Below are 18710 nucleotides of genomic sequence, written 5' to 3' on the forward strand. Positions count from 1 at the left end.
GTCTAGCTACTCAAAGGAATACTCCTGACGAGGAGTATTCATATTACTGGCTGTGTTATCGGCACGCTGTTGAGTTCTCAAAGAACACGCGCTCATCATCACGGTCCGCCGCACGGCGACTCGATCCGAGGCTGTGTCGTACATAAGCTTGTTGTTGAAACTTCCGACGCCCTTGGCCTCTGAGCTCAGACGAGCTACCGGCTGGGTCTTCGTCGTTTCTCGGTCACCCACTCTACCACAGTCCGTGGAAGCTTGGTTCGTGACCCTCGTCGCGCTCCGTTCCGGTGTTCCCGGCCCGTTCCGCGCTGACATGGAGAAAGTTACACGCACGCCAACTCGGGGTCAAATCGGGGGCAAACCGTTCACCCGCGGTGGTGAAACCGCAGGTCAACAGCCCCGTACAGGACCCACGAACACGCTATCGCAGCCCCGATCCCCTGCACACTGTGACCGCGATCACGTTCAGAAAGATCGAAGGCCGCCCGCCCCGTGCGGGGCAGACGGCCTTCGGACAGCTGTAAACCCAGGTCAGAGCGCTACCCGCACGCCGGCGTTGTTGCGCTTCCCGCGGCGGAGGACCAGCCACTCACCGTGGAGCAGGTCCGACGACGACGGCTTCCACTCCTCGTCGGTCACCTTCGCGTTGTTCACGTAGGCACCGCCCTCGTTCACCGTGCGCCGCGCGGCTCCCCTGCTGTCCGCCAGCCCACCGGCGATCAGCAGGTCGACGATCGTGGGCTCGTCCGCGAGCCGGACGTCACCGGTCGGCGCCTCCGCCAGGGCGGCCTTCAGCACCGACTCGTCCAGGTCCCGCAGCTCGCCCCGGCCGAACAGCGCCTGAGAGGCCAGCTGCACCTGCTCCGTCGCGCGCTTGCCGTGCACCAGGTCGGTGAACTCCTGCGCGAGCCGCTTCTGCGCCGAGCGCAGGTGCGGCTTCTCCGCCGTCTCCCGCTCCAGCTCGCCGAGCTCCTCGCGGGAGAGGAACGTGAAGAGCCGCAGGTAGCGGAGCACGTCGGCGTCACCGACGTTCACGAAGTACTGGTACCAGGCGTACGGCGAGGTCATCTCCGGGTCGAGCCACACGTTGCCACCGCCGGTGGACTTGCCGAACTTGCGGCCCTCGGCGTCGGTGACCAGCGGTGCGGTCAGCGCGTGCACGTGCTTGCCCTCGACCCGGCGGATCAGGTCGACGCCGCCGACGATGTTGCCCCACTGGTCGGAGCCGCCGATCTGCAGCGAGGTGCCGTACTTGCGGTGCAGCTCCAGGTAGTCGTTCGACTGCAGCAGCAGGTAGCTGAACTCGGTGTACGACATGCCGTCCGACTCGAGCCGGCGCTTCACCGTCTCCCGCGACAGCATGACGTTGACCGAGAAGTGCTTGCCCACGTCGCGCAGGAACTCCAGCGCGGTGACCTGGCCGGTCCAGTTGAGGTTGTTCTCGACGACGGCGCCCGTGGCCGAGGAGTCGAACTCGACGAACCGCTCCAGCTGGCCGCGGATCCGGTCGGCCCACTCGGCGACGGTGTCGAGCGAGTTCAGCGTGCGCTCGCCGGTGTCGCGCGGGTCGCCGATCATGCCCGTGGCACCGCCGGCCAGCACGATGGGCCGGTTGCCCGCCCGCTGGAACCGCGACAGCATCAGCAGCGGCACGAGGTTGCCCGCGTGCAGCGACGGCGCCGTCGGGTCGAAACCGCAATAGAGGGTGAGCGGGCCGGCGGCCAGGTCCTTCCGGAGTGCGTCGAGGTCGGTGGACGTCGCGATCAGGCCGCGCCAGGACAGTTCGTCAAGGATGTGCTCGCTCACGCGTCTCATTGTCGCCTACCTGGTCCAACGTGTTTCGACCCGGTACGTGGACGGGTACGCCAGCGCCATGACGGACCCACGTGATGCGGAGTTACGGCGGCCCACCGAGCGCTTGCCGCGCGTGAACGAGCGGGTGAACGAGCGGGTGAACGAGCGGGTGAACGAGCCGGTCGTCGAGGAAGTGGTCGAGCGCCGCGACGACACGTACCGCAAGGTGCGCACCGTGCACAGCGTCTGCGCGGTCATCGACGTCGTGTGCTGGGTGTTCGCCATCGTGCTTCTGGTGCACATCTTCCTGGTGATCGCCGATGCCAACGCGACCAACGGGTTCTTCCAGTTCGTCGCGGGCTGGGCGGACGGGATCACCCTGGGCCTGGAGGGCCTGTTCACGCCGGACAGCCCCAAGGTGGCGGTGCTGTTCAACGAGGGCCTGGCCGCGGTGCTCTGGCTGCTCATCGGCACGCTGCTGACGAGCCTGATCACCCGGTTGGCGCTGCCGGTGGACCACCGCAGGGCCTGGTACCGCAGGACCACGGTGCGGCCGTAGCCGACGGCGGCGGGGTGGCCGAGCACGTCACCCCGCCCGTCCCGTCCTCACCGGACGGGTCAGCTCGACTCCGGTGCCGGGTTCGCGCGCCGTTTCCCGCCGCGCTTGTAGGTCGACACGGACGGGGAGTCGATCCAGAACCGCCACGGCACGTCCATCGCCACGGCGACACCCACGCGCGGTCCGGAGTGCACGGTCGTCACCGGGTCGCCCGCGTACAACCGCACCGGCGAGTCAGCAGACGTCAGGTCGAGGCCGTTGGAGCCGCGGTCCAGCCCGAGGACCTTGCACAGCCGTGCGGGTCCCTTGGCCAGTTCCGCCGCGGAACGCGAGGCCGGGCGGCGGGAGAACGCGATGTCCTCGCCCTCGACGACCTCCCCCGCGCGCAAGAGCACCGCACCGGGCACACCGTCGGTCAGCGACACGACGTTGGCGCAGAAGTGCATGCCGTAGACGAAGTACACGTACAGATGGCCGGCCGGGCCGAACATGACCTCGTTGCGGGGCGTCTTGCCGCGGTAGCAGTGCGACGCCGGGTCGTCGCCGCCCCGGTACGCCTCCACCTCGACGATGCGCACGCGCACGCCGCCGGTCTCCAGGAAGGACCCCAGGAGGAGCCGGGACGCGTCGACCGGGTCGACCGCCAGCTCCTCCCGGGTGAGCAGCCTAGAACTCACGGGCCGCCGATGCCTTGGCCACCAACGCGTCCAGCTGTTCGCGGACCCGCGGGGGTGCCGTGCCGCCGTGGGCGTTGCGGGACGCGATCGAGCCCTCGACCGTGAGCACCGAACGGACCGAAGGCGTCAACGCGGGCGAGATCGCCGCGAACTCCTCGTCGGTGAGGTCCTCCAGGCCCACGCCACGGGACTCCGCCGCGCGCACGCACGCACCCGCGGCCTCGTGCGCCACGCGGAACGGGACGCCTTCGCGCACCAGCCACTCCGCGATGTCCGTGGCGAGCGTGAACCCGGCCGGCGCGAGCGAGGCCATCCGGTCGACGTCGAACTTGAGCGTCGCGACCATGCCCGCGAACGCCGGGAGCAGCAGTTCGAGCTGTTCGACCGAGTCGAACAGCGGCTCCTTGTCCTCCTGGAGGTCGCGGTTGTACGCGAGCGGCTGGGCCTTCAGCGTCGCCAGCAGCCCGGTGAGGTTGCCGATCAGCCGGCCCGACTTGCCGCGCGCCAGCTCGGCGACGTCCGGGTTCTTCTTCTGCGGCATGATCGACGAGCCGGTCGACCACGCGTCGTCGAGGACGGCGAACCGGAACTCGGCGGTGGTCCAGATGATGACCTCTTCCGCGATCCGCGACAGGTTCACGCTCACCATGGCGAGCACGAACGCGATCTCGGCGGCGAAGTCGCGTGCGGCGGTGCCGTCGATGGAGTTCTCGACCGGTGCGGAGAAGCCCAGGTCGGCGGCCACCTTCGCGGGGTCCAGGCCCAGCGAGGAGCCGGCCAGCGCACCGGAGCCGTACGGCGAGAACGCCGCTCGCTCGTCCCAGTCGTGCAGGCGGTCGACGTCGCGCAGCAACGAGTGCGCGTGCGCCAGCAGGTGGTGCGAGAGCAGCACGGGCTGCGCGGACTGCAGGTGGGTGCGGCCCGGCATGACGGCACCGAAGTGCGTCTCGGCCTGTCCCGCCAGCGCGTCCACGACGTCCAGCACGCCCGCGGCGACCCGGCGGGCGGCGTCGCGCAGCCACATCCGGAACAGCGTCGCCACCTGGTCGTTGCGGGACCGGCCCGCGCGCAGCTTGCCGCCCAGCTCGGCGCCCGCGCGGTCGATCAGGCCGCGCTCCAGGGCCGTGTGGACGTCCTCGTCCTCCAGCACCGGCGTGAACGCGCCCGACTCGACGTCGGCCAGCAGCTCGTCCAGCGCCTTGTGCATGCCGGCGAGCTCGTCGTCGGTGAGCAGGCCCGCCGCGTGCAGCACACGGGCGTGCGCACGCGAGCCGGCGATGTCGTACGGCGCCAGCCGCCAGTCGAAGTGCGTCGACAGCGACAGGCGGGCCATCGCCTCGGCCGGTCCCGACTCGAACCGGCCACCCCACAAGGAACTCATTGCACGCAACTTTCAGCTAGCGAAGTCGTAGAGGGATTCTTCCGAACGGGCGACGATGCCCACCACGCGCCCCTCGGACAGCGTGATGTCGACCTCGCCGGAGCCACCGCGGATCGCCGTCCGCGCCACCCGCAGCGCCACCGAACCGAGGCTGGACCGCACCACGCCGGCGCGGAAGTTCAGCTCCCGCACGGCCTCGGGCACGGTCAGCGTCTCGCCGTCCACCGCGACCGGCACGCCCTCGTCGAACGTCACGACGGCGTGCACCGGGTGGTCATTCATCGCCGTTGACCGAGGCCAGCGCGGTGAGCCGTTCGGCCAGCTCCGCGCCGGTCATCGGCTCGCGGGCCACGACCAGGATCGTGTCGTCGCCGGCGATCGTGCCGACGACCTCGTGCAGCGCGGCCCGGTCGAGCGAGCTGGCCAGGAACTGCGCGGCACCGGGCGGGGTGCGCAGCACCGCGAGGTTGCCCGACGAGTCGGCCGACACCAGCCACTCGCTGAGCAGCCGCACCAGCCGGGTGGTGCCGCCCTGCACGCCGCGCACCGGGCTGCCGTCCTCCGGGATCACGTAGACCGGCGCACCGCCGTCGGGTCCGCGCAGCTTGACCGCGCCGAGCTCGTCGAGGTCGCGCGACAGCGTGGCCTGCGTGACCTCGATGCCTTCCGCGGCCAGCAGCTTCGCGAGCTCGGACTGGCTGCGGACGGCCTGCTGGCTGACGATCTCGACGATGCGGCCCTGCCGGGCGGTGCGGGTCATGACGACTGCTCCAGCAACCACACGAGCAGCGCCTTCTGGGCGTGCAGCCGGTTCTCCGCCTCCTGCCACACCAGCGACTGCGGGCCGTCGAGCACCTCGTCGGTGATCTCCCAGCCGCGGTGCGCGGGCAGGCAGTGCAGCACCGTCGAGTCCGGCTTGCCGGTCGCGGCCAGCAGGTCGGCGTTCACCTGGTACGGCCGGAACGGGCCGACGCGGTCCTTGCCGTCGTTCTCCTGGCCCATGGACGTCCACGTGTCGGTGACCAGCACGTCGGAGCCGTCGACCGACTCGCGCGGGTCGCTGATCAGCGCCACCGAGCCACCGGTCTCGGCCGCCCGCTTCTTGGCGTCCTCCAGGAACTGCGGGTTCGGCACGAAACCGGCCGGTGCGCCGATGCGGACGTGCATCCCGGCCGTGGCGCCGCCCAGCAGCAGCGAGTGCGCCATGTTGTTGGCGCCGTCACCGAGGTACGTCAGCGTGAGGCCGGCCAGCGTGCCGTAGCGGCGGCGGATCGTCTGGAGGTCGGCGAGCACCTGGCACGGGTGGAACTCGTCGGTCAGCGCGTTGACCACGGGAACCCGCGACACGGAGGCCATCGCCTCCATGCGGGCCTGGGCGAATGTCCGCCACACCACGGCGTCGACGTACCCGGACAGGATTCGCGAGGTGTCCTCGATGGTCTCCTCGCGGCCGAGCTGCATGGAGCGGCCGTCGATGATCACCGGGTTGCCGCCGAGCTGGGCGATGCCGACCTCGAACGACAGCCGGGTGCGGGTCGAGTTCTTCTCGAAGATCACGGCGACGGACTTCGGGCCCGCCAGCGGCTTCGCGGTGAACCGGTCGGCCTTGTAGGTGTCCGCGAGGTCGAGGACGGCGGCCTGCTCGGCGGTCGTCAGGTCGTCGTCGCGGAGGAAGTGCCGCAGAGTCACGCCTGCTCCTCGAAGAAGGTCGGCAGCGCGGCCACGAACGACTGCGCGTCGGATTCGTCCAGCACCAGCGGCGGGGCGAGCCGCAGCACGTCGGGCTGGATGGGGTTGATGAGGTAACCGGCCTTCTGCGCGGCCGCCGCGGCCTTCGCCGAGACCGCCTCGCGCAGCGTGATGCCGAGCAGCAGACCGGCTCCCCGGACCCCGGTGATCGCGGGGTGGTGCAACGCCTCGACACCGGTGGCGATCTCCTTGCCCACCGCGGAGACGTGCTCCAGCAGGCCTTCGGAGGCGATCGTGTCGAGCACGGCGAGCCCGGCGGCGCAGCAGACCGGGTTGCCGCCGTAGGTCGTGCCGTGGTGGCCGGGCTTGAACAGATCAGCCGCCGCGCCGAAGCCGATGGTGGCGCCCAGCGGCAGGCCACCGCCGATGCCCTTGGCGAGCGTCAGGACGTCCGGCACGATCCCGGCCTGCTGGAACGCGAACCACGTGCCGAGGCGGCCGATGCCGGTCTGCACCTCGTCGAGGATGAACAGCGCGCCGTGCTCGGCGGTGATCCGGCGGACCTCCTGGAGGTAGCCCGCCGGAGCGACGACGACGCCCTGCTCGCCCTGGATCGGCTCGACGATGAACGCCGCCGTGTCGTCGTCGATCGCGGCTTCGAGTGCGGCCACGTCACCGAACGGGACGTGCTCGACACCGGGGACGAGCGGTGCGAACGGCGCGCGCTTGGGTTCCTGGCCGGTGAGCGTCAACGCGCCCATCGTGCGGCCGTGGAACCCGCCGACGGTCGAGACGACCTTCGTGCGGCCGGTGAGGCGGGCCATCTTCAGCGCCGCCTCGTTGGCCTCGGCGCCGGAGTTGCAGAAGAAGACCTTGCCGGGCTCGCCCGCGATGTCGAGCAGGCGCTCGGCCAGCTTCAGGGCGGGCTCGTTGACGTACAGGTTGCCGGTGTGGCCGAGCTTCGCGATCTGCGTCGAGACCGCCTCGACGATCGCCGGGTGCGCGTGGCCGAGCGCGTTGACGGCGAGACCCGTCAGCAGGTCGACGTAGCGGTTGCCGTCGGCGTCCCAGACGTGCGCGCCCTCACCGCGTTCGAGCTGCAGCGACGGTGTGCCGTAGTTGTCCATCATGGACTGTTGCCAACGCGTGGTCACTTGTCCCCCAACACCATGGTTCCGACACCTTCGGAGGTGAAGACTTCGAGCAGAACGCTGTGGGCCAGCCGGCCGTCGATCACGTGCGCCTGCGGGACGCCGCCGCGCACCGCGCGCAGGCAGGCCTCCATCTTCGGGATCATGCCGCTGTCCAGGCCCGGCAGAATCCGTTCCAGCTCGGAGGCGCGGACCTGGTTCAGCAGCGACGAGCGGTCCGGCCAGTTCGCGTACAGACCTTCGACGTCCGTGAGCACGACGAGCTTCTCGGCGCCGAGAGCGACCGCGAGAGCGCCGGCCGCCGTGTCCGCGTTGACGTTGTGCGGCACGCCGTGGACGTCCGGCGCCACCGATGACACGACCGGGATGCGGCCCGCGCGCACGATGTCGAGCACCGCGTCCGGGTTGACCTTGGTGATGTCGCCGACGAGGCCGATGTCGACCTCCTCGCCGTCCACGAGTGCGCCGCGGCGGGTGGCGGTGAACAGGTGCGCGTCCTCGCCGGAGATGCCGACCGCGTACGGGCCGTGCTGGTTGATCAGGCCGACGAGCTCGCGCCCGACCTGGCCGACGAGCACCATCCGCACGACGTCCATGGCTTCCGGCGTGGTCACGCGCAGGCCGCCGCGGAACTCGCTGTGGATGCCGAGCCGGTCGAGCATCGACTTGATCTGCGGGCCGCCGCCGTGCACGACGACCGGGCGCAGGCCGCACAGCCGCAGGAACACCATGTCCTCGGCGAACGCCTTCTTCAGCTCGTCGTCGACCATGGCGTTGCCGCCGTACTTCACGACCACGAGCGCGCCGCGGAAGCGTTCCAGCCACGGCAGCGCTTCGACGAGAACTGCCGCTTTTTCCTGTGCGTTCACGATGAGTATGCGCTGTTCTCTTCGACGTAGTCGTGGGACAGGTCGGTGGTGAGGATCGTGGCCTCGGCCTCGCCGACGTTGAGGTCGATGACGATCTCGATGTCACGGCCGGACAGGTCGGCCTCGGACCGGTCGCGGTCGCGGGTCCCGTTGCGGTACAGCGACACGCCGTTGATCAGGATCTGCAGCACGTCCGGGTCGATCTGCGCGTCGGCCCGGCCCAGTGCCATCGCGATCCGGCCCCAGTTGGGGTCCGAGCCGAACAGCGCGGTCTTCACCAGGTTGTCCTCGGCGACGGTCCGCCCGACGAGGACGGCCTCGGCCTCGGTGGCGGCCTGCTTCACCGTGATGCTGACCTCCTTGGTCACGCCCTCGGCGTCACCCTGCAGCTGCTTGACCAGGTCGCCCGCGACCTCGGTGAGCAGCGCGAGGAAGTCCTCGTAGGACGGCTCGACGCCCGAGGCGCCGGAGGCGAGCACCAGCACGGTGTCGTTGGTCGAGGTGCCGCCGTCGACGTCGAGGCGGTCGTAAGTCTTGGAGGTGGCCGCGCGCAACGCCCGGTCCAGCTCCTCGCCGGAGATCCTGGCGTCGGTGGTGAGGACCGACAGCATGGTGGCCATGTTCGGGGCGAGCATGCCCGCGCCCTTCACGAACCCGCCGATCGACCAGCCCTGCCCGGAGTCCTTCCACGACTGCTTCGGGCGGCTGTCCGTCGTCATCACGCCGGTGGCGGCGTTGAGACCGGCCTCCTGCGACGACGCGAGCTCCTTCGCGGCCGTCTCGACCCCGGTGAGGACCTTGTCCATCGGCAGCCGCTCACCGATCAGGCCGGTGGAGCACACGGCGACGTCGACCGCGCCCGTGCCGAGCACCTCGGCGACCTTCTCGGCGGTGGCGTGCGTGTCCTGGAAGCCCTCGGGGCCGGTGCACGCGTTGGCGCCGCCGGAGTTGAGCACCACCGCGGTGAGCCGGCGGGACTGGACGACCTGCTGCGACCACAGCACGGGTGCGGCCTTCACCTTGTTGGTGGTGAAGACACCCGCGGCGGCGTCCTGCGGCCCGTCGTTCACGACGAGGGTCAGGTCGAGGGCACCGGACTCCTTGATCCCGGCGGCGACTCCGGCCGCGCGGAAGCCCTGGGGCCCGGTGACGCCCTTGCTGCGGTTCACGGTGCGACTCCAACGGTCGAGAGGCCGGTCGTCTCCGGCAGGCCGAGAGCGAGGTTCATGCACTGGACGGCGGCACCGGCGGTGCCCTTGGCCAGGTTGTCGACGGCCGCCACGACCACGAGGCGGTTCAGGTCCGTGTCGACGGTGACCTGCAGCTGGACGGCGTTGGACCCTAGGACGGCGTTCGTCGTCGGCCACATGCCCTCCGGCAGGAGGTGGACGAACGGCTCGTCGGCGTACGCCTTCTCGTAGGCAGTGCGGACGTCACCGCCGTCGCGCAGCGTGGCGGTGCACGTGGCGAGGATGCCGCGCGACATCGGCGCCAGCACCGGCGTGAAGCTGACCTTGACCGGCCGTCCGGCCACGCCGCTCAGGTTCTGGGTGATCTCGGGCGTGTGCCGGTGCGCGCCGCCGACGCCGTACGCGCTCGCGGAGCCCATGACCTCGGAGCCGAGCAGGTTCGTCCTCAGCGACTTGCCGGCACCGGACGTTCCGGACACGGCGACGATGACGACCTCGTCCTCGATGAGGTCCACGGCCGGTGCGAGCGCCAACGACGACACGGTCGGGTAGCAGCCGGGAACGGCGACCCTGCGCGCGTTGACCAGCTTCTCGCGGTGTCCGGGCAGTTCGGGCAGGCCGTAGGGCCACGAGCCCGCGTGCGTGCCGCCGTACCAGCGGGTCCAGTCGCCGGCGTCGGTCAGCCGGTGGTCGGCGCCGCAGTCGATCACGACGGTGTCGTCGCCGAGCTGAGCCGCGAGCTCGGCGGAGTGGCCGTGCGGAAGTGCGAGGAACACCACGTCGTGCCCCCTGAGGGCGTCGACTGTGGTGTCTTGTAGCTGTCGGTCGGCGAGCGGCAGGAGGTGCGGCTGGTGCTTGAGCAGCTGGTCACCGGCGCTGCTGTTGGCCGTGAGCGCACCGATCTCGACGTCCGGGTGGCCCAGCAATAGGCGGAGCAGCTCGCCACCCGCGTACCCGCTGGCGCCCGCGACCGCGATCCTCACTGTCATACGAATGATTATGCACGCTCATGCAAACTCACTCAACTGAAAGTGCACGCGGGGAGCTTTCGTACTCTCCTGGTGCACGCGGGGTCCCCGCGTGCCGGCAAAACGTGGCTGGGTGGCTGGGGGATTGGGGTCGGGTGGCGCTGGGCGCCACCGGGGCGGTCGGCGAGGATGATCGCCGTGAACGTGAGGCTGCGCGACGGGTTGTGGGCGGGCGGTGCCCTGCTGCTGGCGCTGATGTCGCTCATGACACCGCTCGGCCGGCCCGCCGCGCCGTGGCTGGTGGTCGCCTCCGCCGTGTGGGCCGCGGCGGTGGTGCCGGTCAGTGCTCGCTGGCCGCGAGCGGCGCTGCTGCTCACCACTCCCCTGCACGCGGTCAACAACCTGCTCGCGATCGCGCCCACCTCGCTCGTGGTCTTCCGCGTGGCCAGGACGGTCCCCGCCCGGCAGCTGTGGCTGCTGGTGCCCACGACCGCGGCGCTGCAGGCCGGGTTCGGCGGGCTGCACTCGTGGCTCAACGGCGACAACGTCACCGAGTACCTGCTCGGCACCGGGTTCTCGGTGGTGTTCCTGCTGGTCTTCCCGGCCGTGGCCGGTGCGCTCGTCGGGCGCCGCAAGCCGTTGACGCAGGTGTTGATGGAGCGCAACGACTACCTGGAGCACGCGCGTGTGCTCACCGCGAGCACCGCCAGGTCCGACACCAGGGCGCACATCGCGAGCGAGATGCACGACGTGCTCAGCCACCGGCTCCGGCAGCTGACCGCGCACGCGGGCGCACTGGAGGCCGCCGCCGCCGAGCAGGCACCGGAGCTGCGCGAGCAGGTGGAGCTGATCCGCAAGACCTCCGCGGTCGCGATGGACGAGCTGCGCGAGATCCTCGGCGTTCTCGGCACGGCCACCGAGACCGGTGAGGACGCCGGAACCCGCGCCGACGTCGAACGGCTCGTGGCGGCGTCGCAGGACGCGGGCGTCTCCGTGCACCTGCGGTGGACGGGCGACGATCTGGCCGATGCCGACGCACGGCTGCGCAGGGCCGTTCATCGGGTCGTGCGTGAAGCACTCACGAACGTCCACAAGCACGCGCCGTCAGCCCAGACCCGCGTGTCGGTGCACGTGGCCGAACGGGTGCGCGTGGAGGTGGTCAACGGCCCGAGCGGCGAACCCCGCGGTGGCGGCACCCGGCGCGGGCTCATCGGCTTGGAGGAACGGGTCACGCTCATCGGCGGGCAGTTCGACGCGGGCCGGCTCGCGGGCGGGTTCCGGGTGGCGGCCGACCTGCCGGCGCACCCGGTGGTCCAGGAGGAGACGGGCGCGACCGGTGCCGTCGCGGAAGCGCCGCCGCCGGTCACCGCCGACGTCCTCACCGTGCCGCGGGTGGTCGGCAGCGGCTGCCTCGGCGTCCTCGCCGTCGTCCCCGCCGTGGGCACGGTGCTGGTGCTGGTGGTGATCGCGGTGTTCGGCCGCGGCGAGATGACCCGGCAGGAGTTCGACGGCTACCGGGTGGCGGTCACGCACGAGGCCGAGGTGACCGAGACGCACGGCTTCGGCGTGCCCGCCGACGGGCCCGGCTGCTACCGCTACCCCGTGCGCGACGACGACGGGCACGACTTCGAGCTCTGCTTCACCCGGCAGGGCCTGCTGACGACGAAGAGGGAGCTGGCGCGGTGAGGGTCGCGTGGCCGGTGCTGGCGTTCCTGGTCGGTCTGGTGCCGCTGCTCGCACCGCTGGCGCCGGTCCCGCACCCGGCGCTGACCGTCGCGACCGCGCTGTGGGTCGCGGTGCTGGTGTGGCTCGCGCCGCTGCGGCCGGAGTGGGCGCTGCTGCTCACCGCGCCGCTGTTCGCGGTCAACAACCTGTGGGCGCAGGCCGTGACGATGTTCGTGGTCTTCGCCGCGTGCCGGCGCGTCTCCCGGTTCGGCCGGCTGTGGGCGTTGCTGGGGCTCATGACGGTGCTGCAAGTCGGGTTCAGCCTGCTGCAGGAGAGCTACCGCACCACGCCACCGGCCGAGTCGCTGCTGGGCGCGGCGGTCGGGTCGGTCTTCTTCATCTTCTTCCCCGCGGTGTCGGGGATGCTGCTCGGCCGCCGCAGGCCGATGGTCCGGCTCCTGCGGGAACGCAACGAGTACCTGGAACGAGCGCGCGCGCTCACCGCCGCGTCGGCCCGTTCCGAGGAACGCGCGCACATCGCGGGCGAGATGCACGACATGCTCGGCCACCGGCTCAGCCTGATCTCCATCCACGCCGGCGCGCTGGAGCTGACGACCGCCCGCAGGGCACCGCAGCTGCAGGAGCAGGCCGAGCTGATCCGCACCACGTCGTCGCTCGCGATGGCCGAGCTGCGCGAGATCCTCGGCGTGCTGCGGACCAACCCCGAACCCGAGTCGCTCGACGAGGACACCGGCACCAGGACCGACATCGCGAACCTGGTCGAGAACGCGGCCGCGGCGGGCGTCGCGGTGACCCTCGACTGGTCCGGCGACGACCTGCACGGCGCCGACCCGCGGACCCGGCGCGCGGTGCACCGGGTGGTCGGGGAGGCGCTGAGCAACGTCCGCAAGCACGCGCCGAAGGCCCGCACCAGGGTGCAGGTCGCCGTCCAGGGCGGACGGGCCAGGATCCAGGTCCTCAACGGACCGACCACCACCGTGCCCGGCAGGGGCACCCGGCGCGGCCTGGCCGGCCTGGAGGAACGGGTCGGGCTGCTCGGCGGCGCGTTCAGCGCGGGACCGCCGCACGAGGGCGGTTTCCGGGTGGCGGCGGACGTGCCGCTGCACCCGGCACCGCAGGCCGACCAGTTCGCCGCCGAGGTGGCGGAGGTGCCGCCGCCGCTCGCGGCCGAGGTGCTGACCGTGCCGCGGGTGCTCGGCGGCGGCTGCCTGGGGTTGCTCGCGCTGCTGCCGATCAGCGGCGCGCTGATCGTGCTGCTGGTCTTCGCGCTGTTCAACCCGACGCAGATGAACGCGCCGTACTTCGACTCGCTGCGGGTGGGTGTCACCACCGAGGAGGAGGTGTTCGACCAGTACGGGTTCGGGCAGCTCGGCGTGGACAGCTGCTCGCGCTTCCGCAGCTCGCACGACGCGGACCTGCTCTACAAGCTGTGCTTCCGCGAGGGCAGGCTGATCTCCAAGGAGCAGGAGCGCCCGTAGGGTGGGCGCGTGATCCGAGTTCTGATCGCCGACGACGAGACGCTGATGCGCGCCGGCATCCGGCTGATCCTGGAGAACGACCCGGAGATCACCGTGGTGGCCGAGGCGAGCGACGGCAGGCAGGCCGTCGAGCAGGCCCGCGCGCACCGGGTCGACGTGGCGCTGCTGGACATCCGGATGCCCGGCGGCGACGGGCTCAAGGCCGCCGAACAGATCGCCGGGAGCACGAACGTCGTCATGCTCACGACGTTCGGCGAGGACTCCTACGTGGCGCAGGCGCTGAAGGTGGGCGCAACCGGGTTCCTGCTCAAGGACACCCCGCCGCAGGAGCTGATCACGGCCGTGCGCACGGCGGCCAGGGGCGAGCCGATCCTCGCCCCGCAGATCACGAAGCGCCTGATCGAACGGCACCTGACCGCACCGGACACCAGCGGGGAGGCGCGCCGCAAGGTCGACGCGCTCACCGGGACCGAGCGGGAGGTGCTCCGGCTCGTCGGGTCAGGGCTGTCGAACACCGAGATCGGCGAGCGGCTGTTCATGGCGACCGGCACGGTGAAGGCGCACATCAGCCGGATCCTGCCGAAGCTCGGCTGCGCCAACCGCGTGCAGGCCGCCATCGTCGCTCACGACGCCGGTCTCACAGACCGCTGAACCTGTCCAGCGCGCGGATCTTGTTCGTCGCGTCGAGCGCGGCGACCTTGTACGCCTCGGACAGCGTCGGGTAGTTGAACACCGTGTCGACGAGGTAGTCGACCGTGCCGCCGCAGCCCATCACGGCCTGGCCGATGTGCACGAGGTCCGTCGCGCCCGTGCCGAACACGTGCACGCCCAGGATCTTGCGGTCCGCAGTGGACACCAGCAGCTTCAGCATTCCGTAGGCGTCACCGACGATCTGGCCGCGCGCCAGCTCGCGGTAGCGGGAGATGCCGACCTCGTAGGGCACCGCGGACGACGTCAGCTCGGCTTCCGTGGCACCGCAGTAGGAGATCTCCGGGATCGTGTAGATGCCGATCGGCTGCAACGCGGTCAGCTCGTGCACCGGCTCGCCGAACGCGTGGTAGGCGGCGAGGCGGCCCTGGTCCATCGACGTCGCGGCGAGCGCGGGGAACCCGATCACGTCACCGACGGCGTAGATGTGCTCGACCGGCGTGCGGTAGTGCTCGTCGACGGACAGCCGGCCGCGGCGGTCGGCCTCCAGGCCCGCGGCGGCGAGGTCGAGGTGTTCGGTGCAGCCCTGGCGGCCGGCGGAGTACATGACCGCGGCGGCCGGGATGCGCTTGCCCGACGCCAGCGTCGTGATCGTGCCCGACTCCGACACCGAGACGTCCACGACCTTCTCGTCGAACCGGAACGTGACGGCCAGGTCGCGCAGGTGGAACTTGAGCGACTCGACGATCTCCGGGTCGCAGAAGTCCAGCATCCGCTCGCGCTGCTCGACGACGGTGACGCGGGTGCCGAGCGCGGCGAACATCGACGCGTACTCGATGCCGATCACGCCGGCGCCGACGACGACCAGCGACGACGGGATCTCCTGCAGGGCGAAGACCTCGTCGGAGTCGAGGATCCGCTCCTCGTCGAAGTCCACGACGGACGGACGCGCGGGCGTGGTGCCGGTGGCGATGACGATGAACTCGCCGGTGATCCGCGTGTGGTCGCCGCGGTGGCTGCCGTCGACGGCGACGGTGTGCTCGTCCACGAACCGGCCGAACCCGTTGAGCAGGTCGATGCCGTTGCGGTGCAGCTGCGCGCGCACGACCTGGACCTCGCGGCCGATCACGTGCTGGGTGCGGGCCATCAGGTCGGAGATCGTGATGTCCTGCTTGACCCGGTAGCTCGCGCCGTAGAGCTCGCGCTGGCTCATGCCGGTCAGGTACAGCACGGCCTCGCGCAGCGTCTTGGACGGGATGGTGCCCGTGTTCGCGCAGACGCCGCCGACCATCTCCTGCTTGTCGATGATCGCCACGCGCTTGCCCAGCTTCGCACCCGCGATCGCCGCCTTCTGGCCGCCGGGGCCGGAGCCGATGACGATCAGGTCGTAGTCGTACGACGTCATGGTCGGCAGCCTACCCAGCGCGCACCGGTTCCACGCGGGAACGACTGATCCGGTTCAGCCGGTCAGCAGCGACAACCCGCAGGCCGCTGTGCGCGCGGGCAGCCGGAGGATCAGGTCCAGCAGCCGCGCGGCTGCCCGGTACTCGGCCACGCGCTCGCCGAACGGCCGGGTCACGATCCCGCGCACCGCCTCGGGTGTCAGGCGTTCGTAGGCGGGCACCGTGTCGTGGCTGAGGAAGTCCCAGCGGGCCACCCGGTCCGCGTAGTTGAACGCGGGCAGCGGACCGCACAGCAGCGGCCGGTACTGCGCCGGGGTCCGCGCGCCCGGCACCGGCATCGGTCCCGCCACCGTCATCGCGTAGGTGACGATCTCGCCGGGCGGCAGCAGGCGGGCGCGCATCCGGTCGAACTGGTCGGGGATCACGAGGTTCTGCTCGCGGTTCGAGAACGCGAGCACCGCGCGTGCCGGGTCCGCCCAGGCCGCGGTGGTCGCCGCGTCGATGATCCCGGCGTCGCGCATCTCCTCCACGGCGGCGATGCCCCCGGCGAGGTAGGCGGCGTGCATCGCGCCGAGGTCCATGAAGATGTGCTTCTGCATCGACATCAGCATCGAGGAGAAGAACCGGAGCTCCGGCAGGGTGCCCAGGTCGAGCATGCCGGCGGCGAACGCGGGCGCGCCGATGTTCGCGAAGCCCATCCACCGCAACGTGTCCGGGTGCGCCAGGTAGAGCCGCGCGTAGAAGTCGTAGACGGCGAAGATGATCGGCCGGTTGTGCTCGGCCGGGCGCTGCGGGTCCCAGTCGGCCAGCCGCACCCCGGCGTCGTCGGCGGCGCGGACGACCCAGTACTGCCACAGCAGCGCCTGGTAGCGGGTCGGGTGCAGGCCCTTCGACCGGGCGGAGTCGAGCGCGCGCTCCAGGACGACCCGGTCGGCCGGCAGGTCGGGGTGCACGCCACCGCGCTGCTCACCGTTCCCGTTGAGCAGCGGCAGGTCCAGGAAATCCGCGGATTCCGCCTTGGTCGCGCTCATGCTGCCGAGCACGAGCGCCACCACCACCATCAGCACGCGCATGAAAGCGAACTGTAGTGCGCGCACAAGTGTTTCTTGTTCACCGTGAGGGTGTGGCCGGAGATGTTTTGCGTTTTCGTTAGCTAGGCCGGGCATTGTGCGTAGCGAAATTCAAGAAGTGTGCGCCGATCGACCGCCGGGCCTCGGGCAGTCGGGTCAACGCCCGCGCGAGCGGGACTCCGGTCGTACAGTGCCGCTGTGACTGCCGAGGACGTGTTGGTCGACGCCGTGCGGACGGGGCTGGCCGCGCTGGCCGACCCGGTTAAGGCACCGCAGATGCGGGCGTACATGAAGTCGGACATGCCGTTCCTGGGCGTGCCGAAGCCGGGTCGCACGGCGTTGCTGAGGACGTTGCCGCGAATCGACGACCGGAACGTTTGGTTCCGCGCCGTGCAGCGGTTGTGGCGTGAAGCGGAGTTTCGCGAGGAACGGTATGTCGCGCTCTCGTTGAGCGGGGACGAACGATTTCAGTCGGCCGAGCTCCTGCCGTGGTTCGACGAGATGGTCGTGACCGGTGCGTGGTGGGACCACGTCGACGAGATCGCGGCCAAGCGGATCGGCCCGCTGCTGCGCTCGGAACCCGCGGCCGTCCGGCCGGTGGTGCTCCAGTGGTCGGCCGACCCGGACCGGTGGCGGCGGAGGACGTCGGTCATCTGCCAGCTGGGCGCCAAGGCGGCCACCGACACCGAACTGCTGACGGCGTGCGTCGACGCGAACGCCGGCGACCCGGACTTCTTCCTGCGCAAGGGCATCGGCTGGGCGTTGCGCGAGTACGCGAAGACCGAGCCGGGCTGGGTGCGGGCGTTCGTGGCCGCGCGGCCGGGCCTGTCGCCGTTGTCACGGCGCGAAGCCCTCAAACACCTCTAGGTTGACCACATGAGGGGAACGCACGTCCGGCTGGAACCGCTGACGCCGGCACACGCGGAGGGCCTGTTCGAGGCGACCCGCGACCCGGACCTCTGGACGTGGCTGCCGAGCCGGCCGCGGACGGTCGACGAGATGCGGCAGTGGGTCACCGACGCGGTGCTCACGCGCGAGCCGTACGCGCAGGTCGAGAACGGCACGGGCCGCGTGGTGGGCACGACGTCGTTCTACGAGGTCGTGCCGGAGCACCGCAGGTTGGTGATCGGGTACACCGTCGTCGGCACCGACCGGCACGGCACCGAGATCACCCCGGAGGCCGAGCTGCTGGTGCTGACCGAGGCCTTCGAGACGCGCCGCGCGGTGCGGGTGGCCTGGTACACCGACGCCGGGGACGTGCGGTCGCAGCGGGCGGTGGAGGAGCTCGGCGCGGAACGGGAAGGCGTGCTGCGGGGGCACATCACGCGACCGGACGGCACCTGCCGCGACACGGTCGTCCACTCCGTGCTGGCCGACGAGTGGCCGGCGGTGCGGGAGCGGCTGACTAACCGTGTTTGGCGCGGCCCGAGTAGGTGAGCGGGAAGACCAGCTCGGCGCAGACCGCGGGGACGTCCGCGGCGACCTGGACCTTCATGGTCACCTCGACCGCTCCGCCCGCCGGGATCTCCACGACGTCGGTCAGCGGCACGACGCTCAGCACACCGGCCGGGCAGCCCTCGACGCGCTGCTGCGTGGCGTCCAGCGGCTGACCGGGCACCGCGGACAGGCTCTCGACGATGATGCCGACGGCGTTCGGGTTCGACAGCCGCACCGTGCGCTGGCCCACCGCACCCGGCGTGAGCTCGACCGGGGCACCGGAGATGTCGTTGATCTCGAACGGCTTGAGCTGCTGCATCCCCGACTCGCCGCTGCTGACGGAGTACGCCATAGCCGGGACCTGCGGCTCCGGCCACGTGAGGTGCATGGCCGCCACCACGGCCGCGCCGACCATGAGGATCGTCAACGACACGGCGATCTCCAGTCGGGGACCCAAACTACGCATGGCGCAACTCTCCAGAGTTGTTGCTCCAGGCGGTGGGTTCGCCTCTAGCTCCCCACCGGACCGGCGACCAGACTCGCCCGGTGGTTCATCGCTTCGCCCCTCGGCCCAGCGGGCCGCGCCGCCAATCTTGGAGAACCTTCACGTACTGCGCAAGCGTCTGTCGGGCGCCGATCTCCCCCTGTAATGAAGGACCTTCGGCACCTTGACAGCTACCCAGGGCCACCACCTGCCGGTTTGACCCCAAATC

General features: G+C 70.8%; 19 protein-coding genes. 6 read left to right on the forward strand and 13 right to left on the reverse strand.

The annotated features are described in order from the left end of the window. Nucleotides 1-528 precede the first annotated feature (528 nt). On the reverse strand, nucleotides 529-1803 hold the full coding sequence (gene tyrS, locus ACZ7CF_RS41305; protein ID WP_360397879.1) for a tyrosine--tRNA ligase: 1275 nt from the start codon (nucleotides 1801-1803) through the stop codon (nucleotides 529-531). A 121-nt stretch (nucleotides 1804-1924) separates the two neighbouring features. Between tyrS and ACZ7CF_RS41310 the strand changes: the two genes are divergently transcribed. Beyond that, nucleotides 1925-2350, forward strand: a complete 426-nt coding sequence (locus ACZ7CF_RS41310) for a hypothetical protein (RefSeq protein WP_470372442.1) — start codon at nucleotides 1925-1927, stop codon at nucleotides 2348-2350. Nucleotides 2351-2409: 59 nt separating this feature from the next. On the opposite strand, the gene ACZ7CF_RS41315 is transcribed toward ACZ7CF_RS41310, so the two are convergent. Genes ACZ7CF_RS41315 through argC form a run of 9 tightly spaced genes read right to left on the reverse strand, consistent with a single transcriptional unit; the run spans nucleotide 2410 to nucleotide 10296 of the window. After that, nucleotides 2410-3027, reverse strand: a complete 618-nt coding sequence (locus ACZ7CF_RS41315) for a DNA-3-methyladenine glycosylase (protein ID WP_360397875.1) — start codon at nucleotides 3025-3027, stop codon at nucleotides 2410-2412. Then, nucleotides 3017-4408 carry an argininosuccinate lyase gene (argH, locus tag ACZ7CF_RS41320; protein ID WP_458430905.1) on the reverse strand — a complete coding sequence of 464 codons (1392 nt, stop codon included), beginning with the start codon at nucleotides 4406-4408 and terminating at the stop codon, nucleotides 3017-3019. Before argH ends, ACZ7CF_RS41315 begins: the two co-directional genes overlap by 11 nt. 12 nt (nucleotides 4409-4420) lie before the next feature. Beyond that, a complete protein-coding gene (locus tag ACZ7CF_RS41325) occupies nucleotides 4421-4690 on the reverse strand; it encodes an argininosuccinate synthase (RefSeq protein WP_458430904.1) in 270 nt (89 codons plus the stop codon). Then, complete coding sequence (locus ACZ7CF_RS41330) at nucleotides 4683-5168, reverse strand: arginine repressor (protein WP_360397871.1); 486 nt, start codon at nucleotides 5166-5168, stop codon at nucleotides 4683-4685. Before ACZ7CF_RS41330 ends, ACZ7CF_RS41325 begins: the two co-directional genes overlap by 8 nt. Next, nucleotides 5165-6097 (reverse strand): ornithine carbamoyltransferase, encoded by a 933-nt coding sequence (argF, locus tag ACZ7CF_RS41335; RefSeq protein WP_360397869.1) that lies wholly within the window; start codon nucleotides 6095-6097, stop codon nucleotides 5165-5167. Before argF ends, ACZ7CF_RS41330 begins: the two co-directional genes overlap by 4 nt. Continuing rightward, the gene (locus tag ACZ7CF_RS41340) at nucleotides 6094-7227 is read right to left on the reverse strand and encodes an acetylornithine transaminase (protein ID WP_470372474.1); all 1134 of its coding nucleotides are present in this window, start codon (nucleotides 7225-7227) and stop codon (nucleotides 6094-6096) included. The genes argF and ACZ7CF_RS41340 overlap by 4 nt, the downstream gene beginning before the upstream one ends. A 20-nt stretch (nucleotides 7228-7247) precedes the next feature. Continuing rightward, entirely contained in the window at nucleotides 7248-8126 is an 879-nt protein-coding gene (gene argB / locus ACZ7CF_RS41345; protein WP_360397885.1) for an acetylglutamate kinase, read from the reverse strand. Then, nucleotides 8114-9286: a bifunctional glutamate N-acetyltransferase/amino-acid acetyltransferase ArgJ gene (gene argJ, locus ACZ7CF_RS41350; protein ID WP_360397867.1), complete on the reverse strand. Its 1173-nt coding sequence runs from the start codon at nucleotides 9284-9286 to the stop codon at nucleotides 8114-8116. Before argJ ends, argB begins: the two co-directional genes overlap by 13 nt. Then, the gene (gene argC / locus ACZ7CF_RS41355; protein WP_470372443.1) at nucleotides 9283-10296 is read right to left on the reverse strand and encodes an N-acetyl-gamma-glutamyl-phosphate reductase; all 1014 of its coding nucleotides are present in this window, start codon (nucleotides 10294-10296) and stop codon (nucleotides 9283-9285) included. The genes argJ and argC overlap by 4 nt, the downstream gene beginning before the upstream one ends. Before the next feature lie 177 nt (nucleotides 10297-10473). Between argC and ACZ7CF_RS41360 the strand changes: the two genes are divergently transcribed. From ACZ7CF_RS41360 to ACZ7CF_RS41370, 3 genes are read left to right on the forward strand one after another with little or no spacing between them, the layout of a single operon-like run. Then, nucleotides 10474-11961, forward strand: coding sequence for a sensor histidine kinase (locus ACZ7CF_RS41360; protein WP_470372444.1), 1488 nt, complete (start codon nucleotides 10474-10476; stop codon nucleotides 11959-11961). Continuing rightward, nucleotides 11958-13439 carry a sensor histidine kinase gene (locus ACZ7CF_RS41365; RefSeq protein WP_470372445.1) on the forward strand — a complete coding sequence of 494 codons (1482 nt, stop codon included), beginning with the start codon at nucleotides 11958-11960 and terminating at the stop codon, nucleotides 13437-13439. The genes ACZ7CF_RS41360 and ACZ7CF_RS41365 overlap by 4 nt, the downstream gene beginning before the upstream one ends. 9 nt (nucleotides 13440-13448) lie before the next feature. Next, the gene (locus ACZ7CF_RS41370) at nucleotides 13449-14090 is read left to right on the forward strand and encodes a response regulator transcription factor (RefSeq protein ID WP_360397859.1); all 642 of its coding nucleotides are present in this window, start codon (nucleotides 13449-13451) and stop codon (nucleotides 14088-14090) included. Here the strand turns inward: ACZ7CF_RS41370 and sthA are convergent. Next, nucleotides 14077-15492: a Si-specific NAD(P)(+) transhydrogenase gene (gene sthA, locus ACZ7CF_RS41375; RefSeq protein WP_360397857.1), complete on the reverse strand. Its 1416-nt coding sequence runs from the start codon at nucleotides 15490-15492 to the stop codon at nucleotides 14077-14079. The two genes, ACZ7CF_RS41370 and sthA, sit on opposite strands and share 14 nt — an antisense overlap. A gap of 54 nt (nucleotides 15493-15546) precedes the next feature. Then, nucleotides 15547-16563 (reverse strand): hypothetical protein, encoded by a 1017-nt coding sequence (locus ACZ7CF_RS41380; protein ID WP_360397856.1) that lies wholly within the window; start codon nucleotides 16561-16563, stop codon nucleotides 15547-15549. Between the two features lie 195 nt (nucleotides 16564-16758). Between ACZ7CF_RS41380 and ACZ7CF_RS41385 the strand changes: the two genes are divergently transcribed. Together ACZ7CF_RS41385 and ACZ7CF_RS41390 are read left to right on the forward strand one after the other, a co-directional pair. Then, nucleotides 16759-17427: a DNA alkylation repair protein gene (locus ACZ7CF_RS41385; protein ID WP_458430900.1), complete on the forward strand. Its 669-nt coding sequence runs from the start codon at nucleotides 16759-16761 to the stop codon at nucleotides 17425-17427. Nucleotides 17428-17436: 9 nt separating this feature from the next. Continuing rightward, a complete protein-coding gene (locus ACZ7CF_RS41390; RefSeq protein ID WP_470372446.1) occupies nucleotides 17437-17997 on the forward strand; it encodes a GNAT family N-acetyltransferase in 561 nt (186 codons plus the stop codon). On the opposite strand, the gene ACZ7CF_RS41395 is transcribed toward ACZ7CF_RS41390, so the two are convergent. Further along, nucleotides 17966-18463 (reverse strand): hypothetical protein, encoded by a 498-nt coding sequence (locus tag ACZ7CF_RS41395; RefSeq protein ID WP_360397851.1) that lies wholly within the window; start codon nucleotides 18461-18463, stop codon nucleotides 17966-17968. The genes ACZ7CF_RS41390 and ACZ7CF_RS41395 overlap by 32 nt on opposite strands. Between the last annotated feature and the right edge of the window lie 247 nt (nucleotides 18464-18710).

The sequence above is a fragment of the Lentzea sp. NPDC036955 genome, assembly GCF_055608005.1.